The organism is Candidatus Dechloromonas phosphoritropha, from assembly GCA_016722705.1.
Classification (GTDB): Bacteria; Pseudomonadota; Gammaproteobacteria; order Burkholderiales; family Rhodocyclaceae; genus Azonexus; species Azonexus phosphoritrophus.
The window spans coordinates 902045-927869 of record JADKGN010000004.1 but is presented as its reverse complement, the minus strand read 5'-3'; the positions used below and the strand labels follow the sequence as shown (position 1 = coordinate 927869).

Below are 25825 nucleotides of genomic sequence, written 5' to 3'. Positions count from 1 at the left end.
TCGATCTTCCCCGCTCGCCCATTCCAAGGCTACCGATAATGCCATAGCCATGCTCATTCACGCTCCGATCTTGTGCTCGAGTGACGCGGGAATGTTGCTTCTTCTTGCGTGTGCTCTTGGTTTGCTGCACAATAACCCGATGATTTATTGGTATTCTTTTATCTGGCGCCGGTAGGCGATAGGCGCCAGATGACGTTCGGGGCGCTGGCGTCGGGGGGCGGCTCCACTCGGACCATGCCATTTTCTGAAGTTCGCGTCGGTAGTTTCAGGGCCATCCATGATGAAATTCCTCCTGCTCATTGCTTTGGTCGCCGTGATCTGGTGGGTCTGGAACAAGCGCGCGCAACGTCCTGGGCCAAGGCCGCCAAGACAAGCTCCCGATCCTGAACTGATGGTCGTCTGTGCGCAATGCGGCGTGCATCTGCCGCAAAGCGACAGCATCACGGCAAACGGTGCTCATTTCTGTTGTGAGGCGCATCGGCTGGCCGCAAATCCGCCAGCGACCAATGACTGACTGGCTGGCGACAACCTGGGAGGCCAGTTGGCGTCCCTTCCAATACTTCAACCTCTATCGCCTCGTTCTCGCCTGCCTCGCGCTGCTGGCCGCGCTGTGGCCGCAGGGCTGGATTTCCGCACTCCGCATTGCCGACACGCCGCTGTTCCTGCCAGCCACGGGAATCTATCTGCTGGTCGTTGCCGCTGGCTTTTTCGCTTCGATCCACTGGCGGCATCGTTTCAACTTCCAGCTTTCATCCCAGGTGCTGGCCGACGTTCTGGCGCTGGGCCTGCTGATGTTCGCCGGCGGCGGGGTTGGCAGCGGCATCGGCACGCTGCTGCTGGTCTCGCTGGCGACCGCCAGCTTGGTCGGGCAGGGCCGCCTGGTGCTTTTCTACGCCGCGCTGGCCACGCTGGTTACGCTGGGAGGCCAGGTTGTTGTCGTGCTGATGCGGGGGGTCGAAGCGGCAACGATCGTCCAGGCCGGCCTCCTGTCCGCAGGCTTTTTTGCCACGGCGATTCTCGCGCGACTGCTGGGGCAGCGTCTGATGGTCAACGAGGAACTCGCCCGCCAGCGCGGCATCAGTCTGGAAAACCAGAGCAGAATCAGCCAGCGCGTCATCGAACGCATGCAGGATGGGGTTCTGGTCGTTGGCAGTGCCGGACAGATCGAGCAGCACAATCCCATGGCGGTGGAAATGCTCGGCGCGGCCCCGGGGCCGGGCACGCAACTCTCGAGCTTTTGCCCGCCGCTGGCCATCGCGTTGGCGAACTGGAAAATATCGCCGGCGGCGGCGACGACGGAATTCAAGTCGCCGACGGGCGGCGAGCTGCTCGCCCGCTTCGAGCAGACGAGCAGCAGCGCGGGCGAAGTCCTTGTTTTTCTTGAGGATCTGCGGCGTATCCAGGAGCATGCCCAGCAGTTGAAACTGGCTGCACTCGGACGGTTGACCGCAAGCATCGCTCATGAAATCCGCAACCCCTTGTCGGCCATCGGCCACGCCAGCGAGTTGCTGCGCGAGGAAAGACGTGGCGCGATGCAGGAGCGTCTGCTCAAGATCGTGGCCGACAACGTGGCGCGCCTCGACCGGATTGTTGCGGATGTCCTTGAACTCGGCAGGCGTGACCGCATTCAGGCCGAAAAGCTGCCGCTGCGACATTTCTGTGCCCAGTTCGTCGAGGGCTTCGCAGGCGTTAAGGGTGTCGCGCCGGATATCATTGCGTTCGAAACCGAGGGTGAGGCCGCGCTCTGCTTCGACAGAACCCACCTGCACCAAGTATTGTGGAACCTGCTCGCCAATGCTGTCCGCCATGCCAGCGGCGCTCCCGGCAGCGTGCGCCTGCGGACAAACGCCGGTGCCGGGATGGTCGAACTGCATGTGATCGACGACGGGGGCGGGGTGCCGGATGAGGCAAGGGCACAGATTTTCGAGCCATTCTTCACGACTCACCATCTCGGGACAGGGCTCGGTCTTTTCATTGCCCGCGAGTTGTGCGCTGCGAACGGGGCCACGCTTGACCTGGCTTCCGATCCCGGTCATGGCCATTTCATCATTGTTGGGAGAAGCGACACATGTCTGTTGCCCGAAGCGAACGGCGCCCCCGGGGGGCGTTGAACCGGGTTCTCGTCATCGATGACGAGCCTGATATCCGCGAACTGATCGACCTCACCCTGTCGCGGATGGGCTTGGCGGCCGCCTGCGTCGGTACGGTCGGCGAGGCTCGGGCCTGTCTTGCCGACGGAGATTTCCAGTTGTGCCTGACCGACATGCGACTGCCCGACGGCAACGGACTCGATGTCGTCCGCTATATCACCGAACATCATGCGCAGATGCCGGTGGCGGTGATCACCGCTTTCGGTAGTACCGAGAACGCGGTCGCGGCTCTCAAGGCCGGCGCCTTCGATTATCTGGCCAAACCGGTCGGTCTTGAACAGTTGCGCGCCCTGGTCAAGTCGGCGCTGCGCGTGTCGGATGGTGAAGGCCGGGAAAGTCCGCTGCAATCGCTGACCGGCGAATCGTCGGCGATGCTGCAGGTGCGGGCGTTGATCGAGAAACTGGCGCGCAGTCAGGCGCCCATCTATGTCACCGGGGAATCGGGTAGCGGCAAGGAACTCGCTGCTCGCCTGATCCACACCCGCAGTGCGCGCAGTGGTGGCCCCTTCGTTCCGGTCAACTGCGGCGCCATCCCCGAAAACCTGATGGAGAGTGAATTCTTCGGTCACCGCAAGGGTGCCTTTACCGGTGCCGACAGCGATCGTGATGGCTTTTTCCAGGCGGCCAGCGGCGGGACGCTGTTTCTCGACGAGGTCGCCGATCTGCCGCTGGCCATGCAGGTCAAGCTGCTGCGGGCGATTCAGGAAAAGCGGGTGCGCAAGGTCGGCGTGGCGACCGAGGAAGCGGTCGATGTGCGCATCATCTGCGCCACACACCGGAGCCTGCGCGAGGGGGTTGAGAGGGGCAGCTTCAGGCAGGATCTTTACTACCGCTTGAATGTCATCGAACTGCGCATGCCTTCGTTGCGCGAACGGGTCGAAGACATACCGGTGCTCGTCGATTCCCTGCTGAAGAAACTTTGCGGCGGTACGGTTCCCCGGATTTCCGCCGCCGCCCTGCGGGCGCTGGCCGATTATCCGTTTCCGGGCAATGTGCGCGAACTGGAGAATGTGCTGGAGCGGGCGATGGCACTTTGCTCGGGCGAGACGATCGAAACCGGCGACCTGCATCTGGCGCCCGACGATATGGGGGGCGAGGCCTCAGGGCGGGGCAGCGAGACGCTCGATGACTATCTCAACCGGCTGGAGCGCCAGGCAATTCTCGAAGCCTTGCAGAAGACCGAGGGTAACCGCACGGCGGCCGCGCGGCTCCTTGGCGTCACCTTCCGTTCGCTGCGCTACCGGCTGGAACGCCTGGGTATCGAATGAGCCGCTGGCGGGCCGGGGGCTGGCTGGAAGGGGTCGATTGGCTGCCGTCGCCAAACTTCGGCGAGCGCCCGCGCGATGAAGCGGTTTCGCTAATCGTGGTGCACAACATCAGCCTGCCGCCGGACGAATTCGCTGGCGACTGGGTCGAAAGGTTCTTCCTCAACCGTCTCGACCCGCATGCCCACCCGTATTTCGCGACCATTGTCGAGGCGCGGGTTTCGGCGCATTTCTATGTCCGGCGCGCCGGGCGGGTCATCCAGTTCGTCGGCTGCGACCGGCGCGCCTGGCATGCCGGGCATTCGCGGTGGTGCGGGCGCGAGAGCTGCAATGACTACTCCGTGGGCATCGAACTCGAAGGCTGCGATACCCGGTCCTTCACCCCGGCTCAATATGCCAGCTTGTGGAGTCTGGTCGATGTCCTGCGCGAGCGCTATCCGATTGCCGCCATTGCCGGTCACTGCCATGTCGCCCCCGGGCGCAAGACCGACCCCGGCCCCTGCTTCGACTGGGCTGTGCTCCGGGAACGCTACCCGATGCTCGATTTACCGGCCGAAGTAGCCGCATAGCCGGTCGACGGCCTCGGCCAGGCGGTCAATACCGGTTGTGTAGGCAAAGCGGATGTGCTTCTCAGGCGCATTGCTGCCGAAATCGAGTCCTGGTGTGACCGCGACGCCGACTTTTTCCAGGAGGTCGCCGGCCAGCGCGAAACTGTCGGCGGCCAGTGCCGAACAATCGCAATAGAGGTAGAAGGCGCCTTCCGGGCGGGCGGTGATACGAAAGCCGATGGCTTCCAGCGCCGGGGCCAGAAAATCGCGGCGACGACGGAATTCGTCACGCCGGCTTTCCAGGATGGCGATGGTTTCGGGCAGGAATGCCGCGAGCGCGCCATGCTGGGCCGGGGTTGACGGACAGAGCGTCAGGTTCTGCGCCAGTTTTTCGACATCACGCACGTAGGCTGCGGGGATGACCATCCAGCCAAGGCGCCAGCCGGTCATCTGGAAATATTTCGAGAAGCTGTTGATGACCCAGATGTCGTCGCCGGTAGCACAGGCCGACGGCGCGTCGCCCTCGTACGTCAGCCCATGATAAATCTCGTCGACCAGAAAATGGCCGCTCCTTTCGCGGCAGAACTCGGCAAGCGCGCCGATTTCGGGCTGCGTGAGTAAGGTGCCGGTCGGATTGGCCGGCGAGGCGACGAGCAGGCCGGCGGTCCTGACGCTCCAGTACTTGTGCAGTAGCGCCGGCGTCGGCTGGAAGTTGGTTTCGGGGCCGACCGGGATGTGTTGCGGTCGACCGCCAAAAGTACGCAAAATGTGCCGGTTGCACGGGTAGCCGGGGTCGGCCAGCAGCCATTCGCTGTCCGGCTCGGCAAGGCAGGCGAAAGCCAGGTTGAGCGCACCGGACGCGCCGTTGGTGACGGCGATGCGGCTGGCCGGCACGTCGATCCCGTACCGCTTGCCGTAGAAGGCGCTGATCTCCGCCCGTAGTTCGGGCAGACCGAGCGCCTGCGTGTACAGTGTTTTTCCCGCTTTTATCGCGTCGACCGCAGCATGCGCTATCGGCTCCGGCGTCTGAAAGTCCGGCTCGCCGACTTCCATGTGGATGATGTCGCGTCCTTCCGCCTCAAGTTGGCGGGCCCGCATCAGCAGCTCGACGACGTGGAAGGGCGCGATGTCGGCAAGGCGCTGGGCGGGACGGTACATGGTGGTCTCCAAGGCAAACGGCCACCCGCAGGTGGCCGTTTCTTCATGGTCGGTTGGCGAAGGTCAGGCCGCTTGCTTGAAGATATCCATTTCGAACAGTTCGCGCTTGAGTACGAGTTCGCGCGGCATCTTGGCGCCCATCTTGTCGAACCACTCCTTGTGGCCGGCCAGTTCGGACTTCCAGGCGTCGGCATCGATGGTGGTCAGCGCCTCGAATTCGGCCTTGGTGATGTTGAGGCCGGTCCAGTCGACATCCTCGAAATTCGGCATCCAGCCGAGCACGGTCTCGTTGGCGGTGACCGTGCCCTTGCAGCGCTGGACGATCCACTTCAGGACACGCATGTTGTCGCCGAAACCAGGCCACATGAATTCGCCCTTTTCGTTCATGCGGAACCAGTTCACGCAGAAAATCTTTGGCGTGGCATCGACCGTGTGGCCCATTTTTAGCCAGTGGTTGAAGTAGTCGCCCATATGGTAGCCGCAGAAGGGCAGCATGGCGAACGGGTCGCGACGGACGACACCCTGCTGGCCGAAGGCGGCGGCGGTGGTTTCGGAGCCGAGGGTAGCCGCCATGTAGACGCCGTAGTTCCAGTTGAACGCCTCGTACACCAGCGGCACCGTGGTGGCACGGCGGCCGCCGAAGATGAAGGCGGAAATCGGCACGCCGGCGGGGTCTTCCCAGGCCTCATCGACCGACGGGCACTGGCTGGCTGGCGCAGTGAAGCGGGAGTTGGCATGGGCGGCCTTCTTGCCGGCCTTGCCGTCTTCCGGCGTCCAGTCGTGGCCCTGCCAGTCGATCAGGTGCGCCGGAGCTTCCTTGGTCAGGCCTTCCCACCAGACGTCGCCGTCGTCAGTCAGCGCGACATTGGTGAAGATGATGTTTTCCTTGAGCGTGGCCAGCGCGTTGAAGTTGGTTTTTTCGGAGGTCCCGGGTGCGACGCCGAAGAAGCCGGCTTCCGGATTGATCGCATAGAAGCGGGTGATGCCATCCTGGTCGACGCGCGGCTTGATCCAGGCGATGTCGTCGCCGATGGTGGTGATGTTCCAGCCGCCGAGGGTCTTGGGCGGAATCAGCATGGCGAAGTTGGTCTTGCCACAGGCCGACGGGAAGGCGGCGGCGACGTAGGATTTTTCGCCTTCCGGGGATTCGACGCCGAGGATCAGCATGTGTTCGGCAAGCCAGCCCTGGTCACGGGCCATGGTCGAGGCGATGCGCAGGGCGAAGCACTTCTTGCCGAGCAGGGCATTGCCGCCGTAGCCGGAGCCGTAGGACCAGATCTCGCGGGTTTCCGGATAATGAACGATGTACTTGACGGTCGGGTTGCACGGCCACTTGACGTCCTGCTGGCCCGGTTCGAGGGGGGCGCCGACGGTATGCACGCAGGGAACGAATTCGCCATCTGTCCCGAGGACGTCATGAACCGCCCTGCCCATGCGGGTCATCGTACGCATGTTGACCACGACGTAGGCGGAATCGGAAATCTCGACGCCGATGTGGGCGATCGGCGATCCGAGCGGCCCCATGCTGAACGGGATGACATACATGGTGCGGCCCCTCATGCAGCCCCTGAACAGGCCGTTGAGGGTTTCGCGCATCTTCGCGGGCTCTTCCCAGTTGTTGGTCGGGCCGGCATCTTCCCTCTTTTCGGAGCAGATGTAGGTGCGGTCTTCGACGCGTGCCACGTCGGACGGGTCGGAGAAGGCCAAGTAGGAGTTCGGGCGCTTGGTCTCGTTGAGCTTGATGAAAGTTCCGGCTTCCACCATTTCGCCGCACAAGCAGTCATACTCCGCCTGTGATCCGTCGGCCCAGTGGATATGCTCGGGCTCCACCAGGGCGGCGATTTCGGCGACCCATTTCTTCAGGCCTTCGTGTTTGACGTAGTCAGGTGCATTCAACGGTGCGGTCATGAAAGTATCTCTCTCTAAGTTACTGAAATAGCAAGGTTTCACGCAAGTCGCCGGGAATTGCCACCAAGACTTGAAGCGGCGAGGGGCCGTCGGCTGGGAAGCACGGTATTATGCCAGAGCGCGGGCCGGTTATCCACTTGCGTTTGGGCACTAAGTGATGTTCGCCGGTTGGCGGCGACCCGGTGCATGCTACAATCTATCATTAAATAAAATATCGTTTCACGATACGAAACGGAGGCGACATGGATTCCAATCAGTTGCGCAAGGCGGCGCTCCACTATCATCGTCATCCCAAGCCGGGCAAGATCGCCGTCACGCCGATCAAGCAACTGACCAATCAATACGATCTGTCGATGGCCTATTCGCCCGGGGTCGCGTTTGCCTGCGAGGAGATCGTCGCCGATCCGGCTGAAGTCAGCAATCTGACCGCGCGCGCCAATCTGGTCGGTGTCGTCACCAACGGCACGGCGGTGCTCGGCCTCGGGGCGATCGGCCCGCTCGCCGCCAAGCCGGTCATGGAAGGCAAGGGCGTGCTGTTCAAGAAGTTCGCCGACATCGACGTCTTCGATCTCGAAATCGAGGAGCGCGACCCGGACAAACTGATCGACATCATCGCTTCGCTGGAGCCGACCTTCGGCGGCATCAATCTCGAAGACATCAAGGCGCCAGAGTGCTTCTACATCGAGAAGAAGTTGCGCGAGCGGATGAAGATACCTGTCTTCCATGATGATCAGCACGGCACCGCCATCGTCGTCGGTGCCGCCATTCTGAACGGCCTGCATTTGATCGGAAAAGACCTGTCGACCGTAAAGGTCGTCACTTCCGGCGCCGGCGCCGCCGCGCTCGCCTGCATCGATCTGCTGGTGATGCTCGGGGTGCCGGTCGAGAACATCTGGGTGACCGACATCAAGGGTCTGGTCCATGAAGGACGACTGGAGGAGATGGACGAAATCAAGGCGCGCTACGCGAAGAAGACCGATGCGCGGACCCTGGGCGAAGTGATCGCCGGTGCTGATGTCTTCCTCGGCCTGTCGGCGGGCGGCGTGCTGAAGCCGGAAATGGTCGCCAGGATGGCTACCCGGCCGCTGATCATGGCCCTTGCCAATCCGACGCCGGAGATCCTGCCGGAGCTGGTCAGGAGTGTGCGCGACGACGCCGTCATGTGCACCGGCCGCTCGGATTACCCGAACCAGGTCAATAACGTACTGTGCTTCCCGTTCATCTTCCGCGGGGCGCTCGACGTCGGCGCGACGACAATCACGGAGCAGATGAAGATGGCCGCCGTCAAGGCCATCGCCGAACTGGCGCGCGCCGAGCAATCGGACGTGGTCGCGTCGGCCTACGGCGAGAAAGTTTCCGGTTTCGGCCCGGAATACCTGATCCCGAAGCCGTTCGATCCGCGCCTCATCGTCAAGATCGCGCCGGCGGTGGCCCGGGCGGGCATGGATTCGGGCGTTGCCACGCGGCCGATCAGGGACTGGGATGCCTATGTTCAGGGCCTCAACGAATTCGTCTATCACTCCGGGATGATCATGAAGCCGGTGTTCTCGCAGGCGAAGGCCGCCCCGAGACGCATCGTCTTTGCCGAGGGTGAAGACAGCCGCGTGCTGCGCGCGGTGCAGGTCGTCTGCGACGAAGGCATCTGCCGTCCGGTGCTGATTGGCCGCCCGGCCGAAATCCGGAACAGCATCGAGACCGCCGGGCTGCGGATACGGGAAAATGTCGATTACGACGTGGTCTATGTCGACGATTGCCTCTTCTTTGACGAGCATTTCGAGGAATTCTGGACGACCTACCACCGGCTCATGGAGCGCCAGGGCGTCGCGCCGGAGTACGCGCGCCGCGAAATACGCCGGCGTGCGACGCTCTACGGTGCACTAATGGTCCACCTGGGCCACGCCGACGGCCTGATCTGCGGTACCTTCGGGCGCCATGAAACGCATCGTCAATACGTTCAGAACGTGATCGGCACCCAACCGGGGCTCGATCGCTACTACGCGATGAACCTGCTGATGCTGCCTGGCCGCACCGTGTTCATCGCCGATACCTATGTCAACTACGATCCGAGTGCCGAGCAACTGGCCGACATGACGCTGCTTGCCGCTGCCGAGATCCGCAACTTTGGCATGCGGCCGAAAGTCGCATTGCTCTCGCATTCGACCTTCGGTACGGAGGACACACCGACGGCGATCAAGATGCGCGAGGTGCTGGCGGTGCTCAACCGGCGGGCGCCCGAACTTGAGGTCGAAGGCGAAATGCACGGCGACGCCGCGCTTGACGAGCGTATCCGTCTTGCCGCCTTCCCCAATTCCCGACTCAAGGGGCAGGCCAACCTGCTGATTATGCCGACGCTCGACGCCGCCAATATCTCGTTCAACTTGCTCAAGATAGCAGCTGGCGACAACCTGACCATCGGGCCTGTCCTGCTCGGCGCGGCACGCCCGGTGAATATCCTGACGCCGACGGCGACGGTGCGCCGCATCGTCAACATGACAGCACTGACCGTCGTTGAGTCGGCGTGATAATCCGGCTCAAGTTGTCGCGCTATCTACCTATTTCTGTTGATTTTTGTATCTCGTTTGCTAAACTGGGATAGAATCCATCCGGTGCAGGCAGGAGAGAGTCGATGAAACAGGGATTGAAGGTAGCGGTGCTGGTCGGAGCCTTGCTCGGTCTCGGCTTGGGCGGCCAGACCAATGCGGCAACCGATACGAAAAAGACGCAGCCGGTATCCAGGAAGGCTGTTTCAAGCGCAAGTGCCGGAGCCACGAAAAAGACGCAACCGGTATCCAAGAAGACTGTTTCAAGCACAAGTGCCGGGGCCACGAAGACATCCCGGGCGGCGGCGCAGCCGGCCAGAAAGTCGGGCGCGACCAGCAGCAAGTCGGCCGCGACCAAGGTGCCCAAAAAGTCCGCCAGCGTTGGCGCCCGGAAATCTTCGACGAAGCATGCCGGGACCGGATATGCAGGATCGAACAAGTCGGTGCGCAAGGTCGGCGTGGCTAACTTCGATCCGGCCGGCCTCGCCCTTTACTCGGCCTCGGCTCTGGTCATCAATCAGGAAACCGGACAGGCGCTCATCGAGAAGCAATCGGGCACCGTGGTGCCGATCGCCTCGATTTCCAAGCTGATGACGGCGATGGTGGTTCTTGACGCCAAACCCGATATGAACGAGGTCATCGAGATTGGCGACGACGATGTTGACGGTCTCAAGGGAACCCGTTCCCGTCTGCCGGTCGGCACCACGATGACCCGTCACACGGCGATGCTGCTGGCCCTGATGTCGTCGGAAAACCGCGCTGCGCATTCGCTGGGCCGTCACTATCCGGGCGGCATGCCAGCCTTCGTCAGGGCGATGAACGCCAAGGCGCGCGCTCTGGACATGAAGCAATCAAGTTTCGAGGAGCCGACCGGATTGTCGAGCAACAATGTGTCGACGGCGCGTGATCTGGCACGAATGGTGGCAGCGGCAGCACGCTACCCGGAGATTCGCCAGTTCTCGACCACCGAGGAAGCGAAGGTCGATCTGAACGGCCACATCCGCGAGTTCCACAACACCAATGCGCTGGTCCGCAGCGACAACTGGGAAATCGGCGTTTCCAAGACTGGCTACATTTCCGAAGCCGGGCGCTGTCTGGTCATGCAGGCCCGCCTGGCCGACAAGCCGGTCGTCATCGTCCTGCTCGATTCGACGGGCAAGATGACGCGGGTCGGCGACGCCAACCGGATCAAGCGCTGGATGGAGAGCGCGGGCCTTGCCGCAGACCGCCACCCGGCCTGATTGCGGGGCGCTTCAGACGGAAGGGCTGCCGCGAGGCAGCCCTATTTTTTTGTGCCCGTGTAGCCGAGGGCGCGCGAGACCGCCACGGCGGCCTTTCTGACCTGCGCCGCCCAGTCCGGATCGTGACGGTCGGCCGGGGCGGAGACCGAGAGCGCGGCGACGGTTTGGCCTTCCTCGTCGTGAATCGGTGCTGCGACACATTTGAGGCCGAGCTCGGCTTCCTCGTCGTCGTAGGCGATGCCGTGACGACGCACCTTGTCGAGTTCCCTTTCCAGTGCCGCCAGCGTTGTCAGCGAGTGCGGCGTCTTGCCGGGCAGGCCGGAGCGTCGCGCGTAATCGCGCACCTGTTGCGGCGAATCGGCGGCCAGGAACAGCTTGCCGAGTGAAGTCAGGTGCAGCGGCGCGCGGCCGCCGACCAGATAGACGACGCGCACCAGCGCCCGTCCCGACGAGGTGCGTTCGATATAGACGATTTCGTCGTCGTGGCGGACGCCGAGATTGATCGCTTCGCCGATGGTTTCGTGCAGCGTCTGCATGAAGGGCCGCGCGACTTCGCGCACGCTGATCCGCGATTTGACGATGTTGCCAAGCTCGAGCAAGCGGATGCCGAGGCGATAGGTGCCGGCGTCCTGGCGCTCGACAAAGCGCGCCGCGTTCATTGCCGCGAGAATCCGATGGGCGGTCGACGGGTGCAGTCCGGTGACACTGGCCAGGTACTTGAGGCTGGCGGCGTCCGGCGATTCGGCAAGGGCATCGAGGAGCGCCATCATGCGTTCGATGACCTGGATCGAGCCGGGTGCTTTGGCGGGCCCGCGAGCAGCTTCGGACAACTGGATTCCTTTATTGGCGTGGTTTGAGTAGCATTAGCTACTTTCCCTCTTGTGCGCTGCAATATTAGCATGCGCTTGGCTTTATTCGTCGCCCACCTGGTTGATCGGAGGCGCCCCCGGTTCGTCGGCAACGATCTTGACGGGGTGTTTGCCAGGTGTCGCGGATGGCGGCGCGGCCGAGTGGGACACTTCATGAATTCACGCAGCGAGAAAGAGAATCTAAACATGGAATTTGCACCCGAGGGTCCCAAGGCCATCCCGTTGTGGGTCAACGGTCACGCCTTTCTTACCGTCACCGACCGCTTCCACGATGTCGTCAATCCGCTGACCGGTGAAGCGCCGTACCGTGTGCCGCTGTGCGGCGCGGGTGAGGCGGCCGAGGCGGTGGCGTCCGCGCGTGATGCGTGGCCCGGCTGGGCGGCGCTGACGGCGGACGCACGTCAAGCGGCGCTCGAGGCGCTGGCCACGGCGCTGGATCGCTACGCCAGCCACTTCGCCAAGCTGCTTGGCGCCGAGACCGGATTTACCGAGGCACGGGCGCTGGCCGAGGTAGCTGAGGCGTTGGTGGCGCTACGTGGTGACGATGTCGGCGAGTCCGGCGTCGTCGCCATCGTGGTTGACGCCTCCCGACCGTTAGCCGGATTCGCCGAAGCCGCGGCGCCGGTGTTACGGGCGGGGGCGACGATAGTCGTCAAGCCGAGCCCGAAGGCGCCATCGACTGCCTATGCCCTATGCGAACTGTCGGCGCGGGCGGAATGGCCGGCCGGTGTCCTCAACCTGATTCAGGGCGACAGGGAGGCGATCGACGGACTCTGCGCGGCTGGGATCGACTGCCTCATCTATCGCGGCAATGCCGCGTTGGGCGCCGACGTCGGGGCCATTGCCGATGCCGCGGGCATGCCGTACCGGATGGAGGCGATCTGATGGAGCGCATCGTCTACCTCGAAAGGGAATCGATGATCGCCGATGTCCGCCAGCCGTCATTCGTCCATGACTGGGTCGAATACGCCAGGACCAAGCCCGCGCAGGTGGCTGAACGGCTGGCCGGGGCGACCATCGCCATCATCAACAAGGTGCCCTTGCCGGGCGTTGCGGTCGACGCGTTGCCGGACCTGAAAATGGTCGCCGTGGCAGCGACCGGCACCAACATCGTCGATCTTGATGCCTGCCGGCGGCGCGGCATCGTTGTCTCCAACATTCGCGGTTACGCCGAACACACGGTCCCGGAACACGTTTTTGCGTTGCTGCTGGCGCTGTCGCGCAACCTGATCGCCTGGCGCGCCTCGGTGCAGGCCGGGCGCTGGCAGCAATCCGACCAGTTCTGCCTGTTCGACCATCCGATCCGCGATCTGCACGGCGCGACGCTCGGCCTGGTCGGCAGCGGCAGCCTCGGAAATGGTGTCGCCCGTCTGGCCGAGGCCTTCGGCATGCGCGTGCTGCGCGCCGAACACAAGGACGCCACCGCAGTGCGGACCGGCTACACGGAGTTCGCGCGGGTCTTGCGCGAAGCCGACGCAATCACCCTGCATTGCCCGCTGACCCCGCAGACGCAGAACCTGATCGGTGAGGCCGAACTGCAAGCGATGAAACCAACGGCGTTGCTGATCAACACGGCGCGCGGTGGTCTGGTTGACGAGGCGGCGCTGATCCGCGCCCTGCGCGAAGACTGGATCGGCGGCGCCGGTTTCGACGTCATCACCGCAGAACCGCCGCCGGAAGGGCATCCGATGGTCGATCCCGCGTTGCTGGCATTGCCCAATTTTCTGCTCACGCCACACGTCGCCTGGGCCAGCCGCCCGGCGATGCAGGTGCTGGCCGATCAACTCATCGACAACATCGAAGCCTTCGTCGCCGGCAATCCCCGGAACAGGGTGGCATGAGCGCCCGCGAGGAAATTCTGCAGCGCGTCCGGGCCGGCCTCGGCAAGGGCGATGCAGTCGCGCGCCGGGCCGCTACCGAAGCTACCATGCAAGCCCGGGAACGCGGGCCACAGCCCGTTATGGCGAAAGATCTGGCGGAGCGTTTTGCGCGCAAGGCACTGGCGCTGGCCAGCAGTGTCGAGCGGGTCGCCAGCACTGCGGAGGTGCCGGCTGCTGTCGCGCGTTATCTGGCGGAACACGGCCTGCCGCCCCAGGCCGTGGCGACCGGCGACGTTGCCGGCTTCGACTGGGCGAATGCGGGTATCGATATTTCGCAGAGTGTTGCACCCCAAGGGCACTTCCTGCGGGGCGCGGTCGACGCCGATAAAGTGGGCATTTCCGGCTGTTTCTGCGCCATCGCCGAAACCGGAACCTTGTTGCTGTTTTCCGGCCCGCTGACGCCGGCCAGCGTCAGCTTGTTGCCGGAAACGCATATCGCGATCGTGCCGGTCGCCCGCATCGTTGCCACGATGGAAGACGCCTTCGCGCTGCTGCGTGCCGAAGGTGGCGACCTTCCACGCGCCGTCAATTTCATCTCCGGGCCATCGCGCACCGGCGATATCGAGCAAACCATCGTCCTCGGCGCCCATGGGCCGTGTCGGGTGCATCTGCTTATCATCGAAACGCCCTGACTCAAGAATCCAGAAAAATTCCCATGTTTGAACAAGCCTTCAAGAACATCGACGCCGACCTGCGCAACGAGGCCGGCTGCACCACCGAACTCGACTACACCGAACAGACTTCCTGGCTGCTGTTCCTCAAGTATCTCGACGGGCTGGAGCAGGACAAGGCGCTGGAGGCCGAACTGGAGGGCAAGCAGTACGCCTTCATCCTCGACGAAGACTACCGCTGGTCATCGTGGGCCGCGCCCAAGGATACAAACGGCAAGTTAGACCACAACAAGGCCCAGACCGGCGACGACCTGCGCGAGTTTGTCGACCGCCAGCTATTCCCTTACCTGCACGGCTTCAAGCTCAAGGCCACTGGCCCGAACACCATCGAATACAAGATCGGCGAGATCTTCGGCGAGATCAAGAACAAGATTCAGAGCGGTTACACCCTGCGCGAGATCATCGACCACATCGACGAACTGCGCTTTCGCTCGCAGGCCGAGAAGCACGAACTCTCGCACCTCTACGAAGCCAAGATCAAGAACATGGGCAACGCCGGGCGCAACGGCGGCGAGTATTACACCCCGCGCCCGCTGATTCGCGCCATGGTACAGGTGGTACAACCCAGGGTCGGCGAGCGCATCTACGACGGTGCCTGCGGTTCGGCCGGCTTTCTCTGCGAAGCCTTCGACCACTTGCGCGGTCAACCCGGATTAACGGCCGATAATCTCAAGACGCTCCAGGAGCGCAGCTTCTACGGCAAGGAAAAGAAGCCGCTGGCCTACGTGATTGCGATCATGAACATGATCCTGCACGGCATCGAAGCGCCCAACATCATCCACACCAACACCCTGGCCGAGAACCTCGCCGACATTCAGGACAAGGATCGCATGGACGTGATCCTCGCCAATCCGCCCTTCGGCGGCGGTGAACGCAAGGAGGTGCAGCAGAACTTCCCGATCCGTACCGGCGAAACTGCCTTCCTGTTCCTGCAACACTTCATCAAGATGCTCAAGGCCGGCGGCCGGGCTGGCGTGGTCATCAAGAACACCTTTCTGTCGAACACCGACAATGCCTCGGTGAGCCTGCGCAAGCTGCTGCTGGAATCCTGCAACCTGCACACCGTACTGGACTGCCCCGGTGGCACCTTCCAGGGCGCGGGTGTCAAAACCGTCGTGCTGTTCTTCGAGAAGGGTTCGCCGACACGCAAGGTCTGGTACTACCAGCTCGATCCAGGCCGCAACATGGGCAAGACCAACCCGCTCAACGATGCTGATCTCGCCGAGTTTGTCGAACTGCAAAAGACAGAGGCCGACAGCGCGAAAAGCTGGAGCGTCGATGCTGCGACGATTGCCACGGCGACCTACGACTTGTCGGTGAAGAACCCGAACGGCGGCGAAGAAATAATCCATCGCAGCCCACAGGCCATCATGGATGAGATTGCCATGCTGGATGCCGAGAGCGCGGCGGTGCTGGCGACTATTCGGGCGTTGCTATGAAGGCAGGGTGGCAAAAGAAAAGCTTAGGCGACCTTTGTGAAGTCGTTGGTGGTGGTACGCCGCCAAAAGACAATCCTGCGTACTACTCTGGTGACATTCCTTGGGCCACTGTCCGAGATATGCGCCAAGAAGTGATTACTGAAACTGAGTGCCGGATTACAAGAGCGGCGGTTCAAAGCAGTGCAACCAACGTTATCCCGACTGGCAATGTCGTCATCGCAACTCGCGTCGGCTTAGGCAAGGCGTGCTTGCTTGGTCAAGATACCGCCATCAATCAAGACCTGCGCGGGATCATTCCTCGGGATCCTAATTCATTGTCGGTTGGTTTCTTGTTTAGGTGGCTCAAGAGCATTGCAGACATCATCATCGCTGAGGGAACTGGTGCGACGGTTCAAGGTGTAAAACTCTCGTTCGTAAAGTCACTGCAAGTTCCAACCCCCTCGCTCCCCGAACAGCACCGCATCGTCGCCATCCTCGACGAAGTCTTCGACGGCATCGCCACTGCCAAAGCCAACGCCGAAAAGAACCTCCAGAACGCCCGCGCCTTGTTCGAGAGCCATCTGCAATCGGTTTTCACGGAGCAGGGTGAGGGTTGGGACCAAAAGCCACTTGCTGAACTCTGCGACATCAAACATGGCTATGCCTTCGAGGGCGCGTTTTTCAGCAACGAAGGTGACTTTGTACTGCTCACACCGGGCAACTTCTATGAAACTGGCGGCTATCGTGATCGGGGTGAGAAGCAGAAATACTACACAGGCGAAATTCCACGCGACTACGTACTCAATGAAGGCGACTTGCTCGTAGCCATGACAGAGCAAGCCGCTGGTTTGCTTGGCAGCCCCATTCTCGTACCAGAGTCCGACAGATTCCTGCACAACCAGCGTCTAGGCCTCGTCACCCCGAAACCATGTGCAGCATGGACGAATGAATTTTTCTTCCATGTCTTCAATACTCGGAACGTTCGGAAGGCAATTCACAGCAGTGCTTCCGGCGTAAAAGTTCGGCATACATCTCCAACCAAGATTGGCCAAGTTGTCGTCTCATTTCCGACATCGACCACTAAGCAAAATCGCATCGTCATTCTACTTGCAGCTTTGACCGTCGAAACCAAACGCCTCGAATCCCTCTACCAGCAAAAACTCACCGCCCTCGGCGCCCTGAAAAAATCCTTGCTGCACCAGGCCTTCAGCGGAGCGCTGTGAATCGGCTTGACACAAAACTTGACTCATACTTGACTCTTGATTAGTCTTTTCGCATGGCCTACGCTCCGCAATTCACCATCACCCCGGCCCTGCTGGCCGAAGTCGAGCAGGTGGCGGCGTTGCGCGAGCGCATCCAGAGCGCGGTGGTGGATCTGGCCTGGATTCCCGCCCTGCAAAAAGACACCCGCACCCGCAACGTCCATGCTTCGACGGCGATCGAGGGCAACCCGCTGACACTCGAACAGGTGCGCGCGCTGGAAGAGGGACGTGAGCTTTCCACGCCCGGCGCTCGCCCCAAGCGCGAGGTGATCAATTATTTCGCTGGCTTGCGCTACGTGGAAAAGCATGCCGACAAAAGCAAGATCGGCCATGCGGACATTCTGGAGCTGCACCGCATTCTCGCCGGTGAGGTAATGGATCAGGGCGAAGCCGGGAAATACCGGATGATTGCCGTTCGCGTCGGGCATTACCTTCCGCAGCCGCCTGATGCGGTCTCCGGCCTGATGTTCGAACTGCTGGAGTGGTGGAACGGCTTGGCCAGAAAGCTTTCTCCCGTGCTCAGTTCAGCCATTTTGCATTACCGCTTCGAGGCCATTCACCCCTTCGCCGACGGCAACGGCCGTACCGGGCGCGCGCTGGCACTGTGGGAACTCTACCGGCGCGGCTTCGATACTCATCACATCTTTGCCGTGGACGAGTACTACTGGGAGGATCGGCCCGCTTACTACGCCGCACTGCAAGGGGTGCGCGAGGCCGGCGAGGACCTGAGCGCATGGCTGGAATATTGTGCGGCGGGATTGCGTCAAACGCTGGAACGGGTGTGGTTGCGAATTCAAGCCTTGCAGGTCGGCTCTTCCGAAAAGTTGATTTTGCGTCCACGCCAGGAACATTTGCTGCACTTGTTGCGCGATCACGGCGGCATGGCGCCGGCCGAGATATGGGCGGCGCTCGGCGTATCGCGGCAGGGGGCGATGGATTTACTGCGCCCGCTGCTGGATGCAGGCGTGGTGGAGAAGGTCGGTGGCAACAAGACCGGTCGCTATGTCTTGAAGAACGCATGAACGAAGCCGAAACCCGCGCCGAACATATCGATCCCGCCCTCGCTGCGGCCGGTTGGGGTGTGGTCGAAGGCAGCCGCATCCGGCGCGAGTATCCGATCACGCTCGGACGTCTGGAAGGCGCGGGAAAGCGCGGCAAGCCGCTGAGGGCGGATTACGTTCTGGAATTCCGCAACACCAAGCTGGCGGTGGTGGAGGCCAAGGCTTGGGACAAGGCACTGACCGAAGGCGTGGCTCAGGCCAAGGACAACGCCGGCAAGCTGGCGGTACGTTTCACCTATGCCAGCAACGGACAGGGCATCTACGGCATCGACATGAAAACCGCCGTGGAAGGCGAGATCGCCAGTTACCCATCGCCCGATGAGTTGTGGAACCTGACGTTCACTGTCAAGAATGCCTGGCGCGATCGCTTTGCGGCGGTGCCGTTCGAGGACAAGGGCGGCTACTTTCAGGGGCGCTATTACCAGGACATCGCTATCGAGCGCGTGTTGGCAGCCATCGCCGCCGGACAGCAGCGCATCCTGCTGACGCTGGCGACTGGCACAGGCAAAACCTTCATCGCATTTCAATTGGCGTGGAAGCTGTTTCACAGTCGCTGGAATCTGACTGACTGGAAAGCCGAAAGCGCGCCAACACGGCGCCCACGCATCCTGTTTCTGGCCGACCGCAACATTCTGGCCAACCAGGCCTATAACGCTTTTTCAGCCTTCGACGACAAGGCTCTGGTGCGCATCGCGCCCGAGGATATCCGCAAGAAGGGCAAGGTGCCGAAGAACGGCAGCATCTTCTTCACCATCTTCCAGACCTTCATGAGCGGGCCACCCGCAGTGGGTAACGGCGACGGCCATCCTTCTCCCTACTTCGGCGAGTATCCGCCCGACTTCTTCGACTTCATCGTGATTGATGAGTGTCACCGTGGCGGCGCCAACGACGAGAGCAACTGGCGCGGCATCCTCGACTACTTTGCTCCGGCCGTGCAACTCGGCCTGACCGCGACGCCGAAGCGCAAAGGCAACGTGGATACCTATGCCTACTTTGGTGATCCAGTTTTCATCTACTCACTCAAGGAAGGCATCAACGATGGATTCCTGACCCCGTTTCGCGTCAAGCAGATCACCACCAGTCTCGACGAGTATGTCTATACGCCCGACGACAAGGTGGTGGAAGGCGAGGTCGAGGCCGGCAAGCGTTACGAAGAGTCGGACTTCAACAAGATCATCGAGATCAGGGAGCGCGAGAAGAAGCGTGTCGAGATCTTCATGTCGCTGATCGACCAGCGCGAGAAGTCGCTGGTGTTCTGCGCGACGCAGGATCATGCCCTGGCGATCCGCGATCTGATCAACCAGATCAAGACCGGCAGCGACCCGAACTACTGCCATCGGGTGACAGCCAACGACGGTGCGCTGGGAGAGCAATGGCTGCGGGATTTTCAGGATAACGAAAAGTCGATTCCGACCATCCTGACCACCTCGCAAAAACTCTCGACGGGAGTGGATGCGCGGAACGTGCGCAATATCGTCCTGCTGCGCCCGGTGAATTCGATGATCGAGTTCAAGCAGATCATCGGCCGCGGCACCCGCCTCTTCGACGGCAAGGATTACTTCACGATCTACGATTTCGTGAAGGCGCACCATCATTTCAGCGACCCGGAGTGGGATGGCGAGCCGGTTGAACCGGAGGTTTGTGCGAAGTGCAATCACGTTCCCTGTGTCTGTATCAAGGAACCGCCCGCGGTCTGTTACCTGTGTGGCAAGTCGCCGTGCGAATGCGCGAAAGACCCTTGCCCGAGGTGCCACCAGCAACCTTGTATTTGTAAGAAGAAGGCGAAGGTACAACTGGCCGATGGCAAGTCACGAACGATTCAGCACATGACGGTCACCAGTTTCTGGCACCTGGACGGCACGCCAATGTCGGCGCAGCAGTTCATGGAGGCGTTGTTCGGCAAGTTGCCCGATTTCTTCAGGGACGAAGACGAACTGCGGACGCTATGGAGCGCACCGGACACGCGCCGGAAGTTGCTCGAAGGGTTGGCGGAGAAAGGCTTCGGCAGGGATCAACTGAGCGAAATGCAGAAAATCATCGACGCTGAGAAAAGTGACCTGTTCGACGTGCTGGCGCATGTCGCCTATGCACTGGAACCGCTGACCCGCGAGGAACGTGTAGGCCGGGCGATGGCGGTGATCAGCGAGAACTTCAATTCCCGGCAAAAGGTGTTTCTCGATTTTGTGCTGTCGCACTACGTTGCTATCGGCGTGGAAGAACTCGACCAGGCCAAGCTGACACCGCTGCTAAAGTTGAAGTACCACGACTCGATTGCCGATGCGGTGGCTGATCTTGGGAAGCCGGATGAGATCGGGAAGGTGTTCAGCGGCTTCCAGAAGTACCTGTATCAGTTACAACCGGCTACCTGACTTGAGCACGCCGATTCACTAGCGGAGAATCATCATGAGCATCACCCTGGCCGTGCGCGGCGACTACATTCAACTCGATCAGTTGCTCAAGGCGACGGGCCTCTGCGATTCGGGCGGGGCAGCGCATGCCGCGATCGCCGAGGGGCGGGTCAGGGTGGATGCTGCGGTCGACACCAGAAAACGGGCAAAATTGCGGCCCGGCCAGACGGTGAGTTTCGGCGGCGCAGAGGTGAACCTGGTTGCGGCGCAGGCGGAAGGCCCGGCCGCAAGCTGACCGGGGTCAGGCGATCTTGACGACGATGTCTTCCAGCGTATTGGCGGCGGCGGCGACGCGGTCGGCGGCGTTCGACAGGTGGCGGTAGATTTCGCGGCGCTTGAACATGTTGACATGGTCGTCGCCCTGGAACAGTTCGGCAATCGCCCGGCGGTAGGCCTTTTCAACCTTGTGCTCTGCCTTGCGCGCGACGTCGGCGTCCTCGGCAGCGCCTGCCGATTCCTTGCCGAGGCGAGAGAAGCCACGCGCCAGCGCGTCGGTGCCGATCGTGATGTGCATCGCCATTTCGAGGCAGTGCTTGTCGGTCCCGATGCCGAGAACGTTCATCTCGCTGACCGTAGTCTCGCAGTAGTTGGTGATCTCGTCGAGGTAGATGATCGTGCGGTGCCGATCCTCGCGGTCTATCGGCGTCGAGAAGGCTTCGTTGCGTTCGTGCAGGTTGTGGGCCTTGATCATGGCTGCGGCATGCTCGTCGGCACTGATGCGATCGCCGATCGCCGGGTCGCCAGTCTCCATGAATTCGACCAGGAGTCCGGTGGTTTGCGCGACCTTGTTGCACTGATTGCTGAGCGCACCAAAAAAGTCACCCATCTTCGGGAAGACCCGGTTGAACAGCTTGCGAAAGACGGAATGATCGGCGGGAGCAACTTGGTCATTCATGGCGGAAGCGTTCATGGCTTGTAATTTCCGAGATAGAGGTTGAGCAGGGCGTAGCAGATGATGCAGCCGAGCAGCAGCACCAGGCTCAGGATGCCCATGCTCTTCTGCGCATCGTTGGCGCCGTGCGCGAAGGCGAGGCCGGCGGCGGTGAAGAAATGGGCGCCGCGCAACCTCCTGTTGGCGGCTGGTTTGGCCCGATTGAGCATGGCGCCCGAGATGCGTTTGATCAGGAAACCGACCCCGAAGCCGGCGATCGGCGACAGGAGCAGCGCGGCGAGCACCTTGACGATGCCGGTGATGTGGCCGTGCATCCCGTTCGCTGGAGCCCCGGACCACGTGATCGGCGCCCACCGAAACGACGACTACCCGGCAAAGCCGCCAACGAGGGCGTACGATGATGACGGTGGGATGCCAAAGTGCCAGGTGGTGAGGTTCCAGACGATGGCGCCGAGCAGCCCACAGATCAGGATCACCAGCGACAGGACAGCCTAGACCTCGCCAAGCGTGACGAAACGGCCGATGGTGTTGGCGACGGCGGTGCCGCCGAGCAGTGGGCCGAGAAACTCAAAGACGCCGACGATGATTACTGCCTGCGCCGGGGACATGGAGCGCGACGCGACGATGTTGGCGGCATCGTGGAAGCCGTTGATGTAATCGAAGAACAGGGCGATTACGACGGCGATGACGGCTAGTCAGAAATGGACATTCGGATCAACCATCGTTCCACCACTGTTGCATTGCTGGCACTTGTGATTCGGGGGCGGGCGGGAGATTGCCGCCATGGCATTTGTCGTCCCCCTCGTCCAAGTGGCGCGAATATAGCGCAAGTTTTTCGGGGCGCGCCATTCGCCACGGCCCGCTCAGCATCCCCTGCCGTCGGGAAGGCGCGAAAAACCGAAGCCGCCACTCCCTGACTGGCTTGGCTGAATGCAGATGGTCATGTTCAGCGACTTCGCCGAACGGCGCAGGTCGGAGGGGAAGGGAGCGAAGGGCACCGACTGCTCGACGACCGATCTGATGAAGGCGATCTGGTCCTGCTGATCGCCGGCGTTGAGAATCTTGAAACTTTGCAACGAGCCGTCGGGGTTGAGGCGCACCCGTACCGCCGCGTTCTTCAGGCCTCGCGTCCGTGGGTCATTGCGCACGAAGCCGGCGCTGCGATTAAGTTTCTTGACCAGCGCATCGAGATACATTTCCAGGCTGAACGGATCGGGCGGTTCGCTGTTCGGCAGGCGCTCGAGAATCTCGCTGCCTTCCTGTTCCTGGCGCGCCTGCTGGCGGCCGTATTCGCGGGCCATCGCCAGCGAGCGTTGGGCGAGGCTGGGGCGCGGGCTGGCCTGAGGCTGGCGTTCCAGTTCACGCAGGAAGCTGCTCATTTCCTCCTTCTGCGCGATCGTCCATTTCCGGGTCGTGCCGGATGCGGCAGGCGCCCTCGACTTGTCGATGGCGATCACCGGCCGCCGTGCCGGCCGCCTGGCGGGTGTGGCCGGCTTGATCGCGGCCGGCGTGGGGGGCGGTTCGAATGCCGGCAGTTGCGGGGGCGGCACTGCTAACGACGCTTCGAGGCGGGTGGCGGCGCGTTCTGCCTTGGGTTCCTGGCGCGGAATCAGCAAGACCAGGCCATGCAGGAGCAGTGAAGCGGCAATCGCCAGGAGCAGGGAGCGCTGCGTACGGGAAGTTTCGTCTGCCAGTTGACGCTTCAACTCGGCAATCTCGAGGAGCAGGGCGTTTTGCGAGCGGGGTGTTTCCTGGAGGGACATTGCCCCGATTTTAAACGGTCCCGCTACGTGCGGTCGATAATGGTAGCACGCTCTCGGTCGCTGACGGCAGCGATGCTGTGGCGGTTGCCGCAGGGGACGGGGCAGAGTTCTTGAAGTCATGCTATATTTCGATTATTATGAAAATGTCGAATTTGAACTCTCCGCGACAGGTGTCCCGTTGTTTGTCCGGGGCTGGCTCGACCACTGACCGGCAAGTTCGGCGACTTTCTTGAATCCTGTGCCACGCAAGGCGGACCATGAAGACATTCAACGTTCTGGTGCTGTGTACCCACAATTCGGCTCGCTCGATTCTTGGCGAGGCCTTGTTCAATCATCTCGGCCATGGGCGGATTCATGCCTTTTCCGCCGGTAGCCAGCCGAGCGGCGAGGTCGATCTGCTGGCGCTCGAGACCCTGGCGGCGCACGGTGTGTCATGGTCGGGCACGGGAATTCCTCGCAGCAAGTCGTGGGTTGAGTTCGCCGGGCCGGGCGCGCCGCAGTTCGATTTCATCTTTACCGTCTGCGCCGCCGCCGGCGAGGCTTGCCCGGTGTGGCCCGGTCATCCGGCGACCGCGCACTGGGGGATTGCCGATCTGACGCAGATCGAGCCGCCGGAAGCGCAGCGTGCCGCCTTCGAGGCGGCATACAGCCAGCTCGCAAGGCGTATCGCGGCCTTCGTAAAATTGCCCCTCGAAACGATGTCGACCGCGGCAATCGTCGCTGCGGCGCGGGAAATCCATGAACAGGTCGGGCAATGAGCGCGGTAACCCAAAAACTCTCGTTTCTCGATCGCTATCTCACTGTCTGGATTTTCGCGGCGATGGGGCTGGGCATCGGGCTGGGCTATTTCCTGCCCGGGGTCGAGGATTTCATCAATTCCTTCCAGGTCGGGACGACCAATATTCCGATTGCGCTGGGGCTGATCCTGATGATGTATCCGCCGTTCGCCAAGGTGCGTTACGAGGAGCTGCCCGATGTCTTTGCCGACAAGAAGGTGCTCGGCCTGTCACTGATCCAGAACTGGATCGTCGGGCCGCTCCTGATGTTTGCGTTGGCGGTCATCTTCCTGCCTGACAAGCCGGAGTACATGGTCGGCCTGATCATGATCGGCCTCGCCCGCTGCATCGCCATGGTGATTGTCTGGAACGAGATCGCCAAAGGCTCGACTGAGTACGCGGCCGGTCTGGTTGCCTTCAACTCGATCTTCCAGGTGCTGTTTTTCAGCGTCTACGCCTGGCTGTTCGTCACCGTTTTGCCGCCTTTTTTCGGGTTGACCGGAGCAATCGTCGATATCTCGATTGGCCAGATCGCCGAAAGCGTCTTCATCTACCTTGGCATCCCCTGTATCGCCGGCATCCTGACTCGCGTCATCATGCTGCGCTTCGTGACCAAGGACTGGTATCACACCCATTTCGTCCCGAAGATCGGGCCGATCACCCTGGTGTCGCTGCTGTTCACCATCGTCGTCATGTTCAGCCTGAAGGGCAAGCTGATCGTCACCATCCCGATGGATGTGGTGCGCATTGCCATTCCACTGCTGATCTATTTCGTGGTGATGTTCCTCATCTCCTTCTATATGAGTAAAAAGATCGGCGCCGGTTACAAGAAATGTGCAACCCTGTCCTTCACCGCAGCCAGCAACAACTTCGAACTGGCCATTGCTGTGGCCGTCGCGGTGTATGGCATCAACTCCGGCGCCGCCTTTGCGGCCGTTATCGGGCCACTGGTTGAGGTGCCGGTGATGATCGGGCTGGTGACAGTATCGCTATGGCTCAAGAAACGGTTTTTTGCTGGAGAAGCCGAGGCATAGCTTGAGGAGCCGTCATGCTCGAATATGAAGTATTTTCCCAACGCCTTTCGGCTCACGGTAGCGTGGCCATGGCAAAGTGCGCCGAAATTCCCCTCGACACCAATCTCGACGGCCGGGAAGATGCCTTCAATCCCGCCGAACTTTTGCTGACGTCGCTTTCCGCCTGCATGCTGAAGAGCATCGAGCGGGTTGCGCCCATCCTCAAGTTTGACTTTCGTGGCGTGGCGGTTCGGATTCGTGGCTGGCGGCAGGATGCGCCACCGAAAATGGTGCGTATCGAATACACAGTCTGGGTCGATAGCGATGAACCGGATCGCCGGCTGGAACTGCTGCACGAAAACCTGAAAAAGTACGGCACGGTCTTCAATACCCTCGCCCAGGGATGCGAAATGGCGGGTACCCTGCGACGGGGTTTGCCGGATCAGCCATGACCGTTCCTTGCCTGCTCACCGCCTGGTCGAACCACATGGCCGAATTGCGGGGCTATCTGCGCCATCGATCCGGCTGTCAGGACGAGGCCGATGACCTCCTGCAGGAGGTCTTTATGAAGGCGATGCGTCAGGGTGCCCTGTTCTGTTCGATTGAAAATCCGCGTGCCTGGTTTTTTCAGGTAGCCCGCAATGCCTTGGCGGATCGCTTGCGCTGTGCCCGGGAACACATCCCGCTACCGGCAGATGTGCCAGCCCCCAATCCAGACGAACATCCTGTCGTGGACGACCTCAGTCAATGCCTGCCCCGGGTACTCTCCGAATTATCTGCCGAGGACCGCTTGGCAATCACGCTGTGCGATATCGAAGGGCATTCGCAACAGGTGCTGGCCGAGCGCCTGGGTATTTCCCTGCCTGGTGCCAAGTCACGGATTCAGCGGGCGCGTCTGCGCTTGCGTGAGCAACTGGTGACCGCCTGCAAAGTCAGCTTTGATGACAACGGTGAAGTCTGCTGCTTCGTTCCCAGACCGGCGATTGGGGAGTGATTTTTTCA

The 25825-nt window shown here is 61.6% G+C and carries 23 protein-coding genes and 1 pseudogene; 18 read left to right on the top strand and 6 right to left on the bottom strand.

Annotated elements, in window-relative coordinates; all coding sequences use genetic code 11:
* Positions 1-277: 277 nt before the first annotated feature.
* The 4 genes from IPP03_10005 to ampD are packed head-to-tail and all read left to right on the top strand — an operon-like array spanning position 278 to position 3984.
* Positions 278-514: a hypothetical protein gene (locus tag IPP03_10005; GenBank protein MBL0352967.1), complete on the top strand. Its 237-nt coding sequence runs from the start codon at positions 278-280 to the stop codon at positions 512-514.
* Positions 507-2111 (top strand): histidine kinase, encoded by a 1605-nt coding sequence (locus tag IPP03_10000; GenBank protein MBL0352966.1) that lies wholly within the window; start codon positions 507-509, stop codon positions 2109-2111. The genes IPP03_10005 and IPP03_10000 overlap by 8 nt, the downstream gene beginning before the upstream one ends.
* Positions 2069-3418 (top strand): sigma-54-dependent Fis family transcriptional regulator, encoded by a 1350-nt coding sequence (locus IPP03_09995; protein ID MBL0352965.1) that lies wholly within the window; start codon positions 2069-2071, stop codon positions 3416-3418. Before IPP03_10000 ends, IPP03_09995 begins: the two co-directional genes overlap by 43 nt.
* The gene (gene ampD / locus IPP03_09990; GenBank protein ID MBL0352964.1) at positions 3415-3984 is read left to right on the top strand and encodes a 1,6-anhydro-N-acetylmuramyl-L-alanine amidase AmpD; all 570 of its coding nucleotides are present in this window, start codon (positions 3415-3417) and stop codon (positions 3982-3984) included. Before IPP03_09995 ends, ampD begins: the two co-directional genes overlap by 4 nt.
* On the opposite strand, the gene IPP03_09985 is transcribed toward ampD, so the two are convergent.
* Together IPP03_09985 and IPP03_09980 are read right to left on the bottom strand one after the other, a co-directional pair.
* Positions 3961-5121 (bottom strand): pyridoxal phosphate-dependent aminotransferase, encoded by a 1161-nt coding sequence (locus IPP03_09985; GenBank protein ID MBL0352963.1) that lies wholly within the window; start codon positions 5119-5121, stop codon positions 3961-3963. The two genes, ampD and IPP03_09985, sit on opposite strands and share 24 nt — an antisense overlap.
* A 63-nt stretch (positions 5122-5184) precedes the next feature.
* Positions 5185-7029, bottom strand: a complete 1845-nt coding sequence (locus IPP03_09980) for a phosphoenolpyruvate carboxykinase (GTP) (protein MBL0352962.1) — start codon at positions 7027-7029, stop codon at positions 5185-5187.
* Positions 7030-7271: 242 nt separating this feature from the next.
* Here IPP03_09980 and IPP03_09975 point away from each other — a divergent pair, with 242 nt between their 5' ends.
* Together IPP03_09975 and pbpG are read left to right on the top strand one after the other, a co-directional pair.
* Positions 7272-9551, top strand: a complete 2280-nt coding sequence (locus tag IPP03_09975) for an NADP-dependent malic enzyme (protein MBL0352961.1) — start codon at positions 7272-7274, stop codon at positions 9549-9551.
* Positions 9552-9655: 104 nt separating this feature from the next.
* Positions 9656-10810 (top strand): D-alanyl-D-alanine endopeptidase, encoded by a 1155-nt coding sequence (pbpG, locus tag IPP03_09970; GenBank protein ID MBL0352960.1) that lies wholly within the window; start codon positions 9656-9658, stop codon positions 10808-10810.
* 41 nt (positions 10811-10851) lie between these two features.
* Here pbpG and IPP03_09965 read toward each other — a convergent pair whose 3' ends face one another.
* A complete protein-coding gene (locus IPP03_09965) occupies positions 10852-11580 on the bottom strand; it encodes an IclR family transcriptional regulator (GenBank protein MBL0352959.1) in 729 nt (242 codons plus the stop codon).
* Between the two features lie 285 nt (positions 11581-11865).
* Here IPP03_09965 and IPP03_09960 point away from each other — a divergent pair, with 285 nt between their 5' ends.
* Genes IPP03_09960 through IPP03_09925 form a run of 8 tightly spaced genes read left to right on the top strand, consistent with a single transcriptional unit; the run spans position 11866 to position 20614 of the window.
* Positions 11866-12564: an aldehyde dehydrogenase family protein gene (locus tag IPP03_09960; protein MBL0352958.1), complete on the top strand. Its 699-nt coding sequence runs from the start codon at positions 11866-11868 to the stop codon at positions 12562-12564.
* The gene (locus IPP03_09955; protein ID MBL0352957.1) at positions 12564-13520 is read left to right on the top strand and encodes a D-2-hydroxyacid dehydrogenase; all 957 of its coding nucleotides are present in this window, start codon (positions 12564-12566) and stop codon (positions 13518-13520) included. The genes IPP03_09960 and IPP03_09955 overlap by 1 nt, the downstream gene beginning before the upstream one ends.
* Positions 13517-14191, top strand: a complete 675-nt coding sequence (locus IPP03_09950; protein MBL0352956.1) for a lactate utilization protein C — start codon at positions 13517-13519, stop codon at positions 14189-14191. Before IPP03_09955 ends, IPP03_09950 begins: the two co-directional genes overlap by 4 nt.
* 23 nt (positions 14192-14214) lie before the next feature.
* Entirely contained in the window at positions 14215-15669 is a 1455-nt protein-coding gene (locus tag IPP03_09945; protein ID MBL0352955.1) for an N-6 DNA methylase, read from the top strand.
* On the top strand, positions 15666-16871 hold the full coding sequence (locus tag IPP03_09940) for a restriction endonuclease subunit S (GenBank protein MBL0352954.1): 1206 nt from the start codon (positions 15666-15668) through the stop codon (positions 16869-16871). The genes IPP03_09945 and IPP03_09940 overlap by 4 nt, the downstream gene beginning before the upstream one ends.
* Positions 16872-16924: 53 nt before the next feature.
* A complete protein-coding gene (locus tag IPP03_09935) occupies positions 16925-17932 on the top strand; it encodes a Fic family protein (protein MBL0352953.1) in 1008 nt (335 codons plus the stop codon).
* Complete coding sequence (locus IPP03_09930) at positions 17929-20340, top strand: DEAD/DEAH box helicase family protein (protein ID MBL0352952.1); 2412 nt, start codon at positions 17929-17931, stop codon at positions 20338-20340. The genes IPP03_09935 and IPP03_09930 overlap by 4 nt, the downstream gene beginning before the upstream one ends.
* Before the next feature lie 34 nt (positions 20341-20374).
* Positions 20375-20614 carry an RNA-binding S4 domain-containing protein gene (locus IPP03_09925; protein ID MBL0352951.1) on the top strand — a complete coding sequence of 80 codons (240 nt, stop codon included), beginning with the start codon at positions 20375-20377 and terminating at the stop codon, positions 20612-20614.
* A gap of 6 nt (positions 20615-20620) precedes the next feature.
* On the opposite strand, the gene IPP03_09920 is transcribed toward IPP03_09925, so the two are convergent.
* From IPP03_09920 to IPP03_09910, 3 genes and pseudogenes are all read right to left on the bottom strand, one after another.
* Positions 20621-21274, bottom strand: a complete 654-nt coding sequence (locus tag IPP03_09920) for a DUF47 family protein (GenBank protein MBL0352950.1) — start codon at positions 21272-21274, stop codon at positions 20621-20623.
* Positions 21275-21285: 11 nt separating this feature from the next.
* Positions 21286-21879 (bottom strand): annotated as a pseudogene (locus IPP03_09915) (inorganic phosphate transporter).
* A gap of 255 nt (positions 21880-22134) precedes the next feature.
* Positions 22135-22977, bottom strand: coding sequence for a hypothetical protein (locus IPP03_09910; GenBank protein ID MBL0352949.1), 843 nt, complete (start codon positions 22975-22977; stop codon positions 22135-22137).
* 314 nt (positions 22978-23291) lie between these two features.
* On the opposite strand from IPP03_09910, the gene IPP03_09905 reads away from it, so the two are divergent.
* The 4 genes from IPP03_09905 to sigZ are packed head-to-tail and all read left to right on the top strand — an operon-like array spanning position 23292 to position 25817.
* Entirely contained in the window at positions 23292-23792 is a 501-nt protein-coding gene (locus tag IPP03_09905; protein MBL0352948.1) for an arsenate reductase ArsC, read from the top strand.
* A complete protein-coding gene (gene arsB, locus IPP03_09900) occupies positions 23789-24844 on the top strand; it encodes an ACR3 family arsenite efflux transporter (protein MBL0352947.1) in 1056 nt (351 codons plus the stop codon). The genes IPP03_09905 and arsB overlap by 4 nt, the downstream gene beginning before the upstream one ends.
* A gap of 14 nt (positions 24845-24858) precedes the next feature.
* Positions 24859-25275, top strand: coding sequence for an OsmC family protein (locus IPP03_09895; GenBank protein MBL0352946.1), 417 nt, complete (start codon positions 24859-24861; stop codon positions 25273-25275).
* Positions 25272-25817, top strand: coding sequence for an RNA polymerase sigma factor SigZ (gene sigZ, locus IPP03_09890; protein ID MBL0352945.1), 546 nt, complete (start codon positions 25272-25274; stop codon positions 25815-25817). The genes IPP03_09895 and sigZ overlap by 4 nt, the downstream gene beginning before the upstream one ends.
* Positions 25818-25825 lie beyond the last annotated feature (8 nt).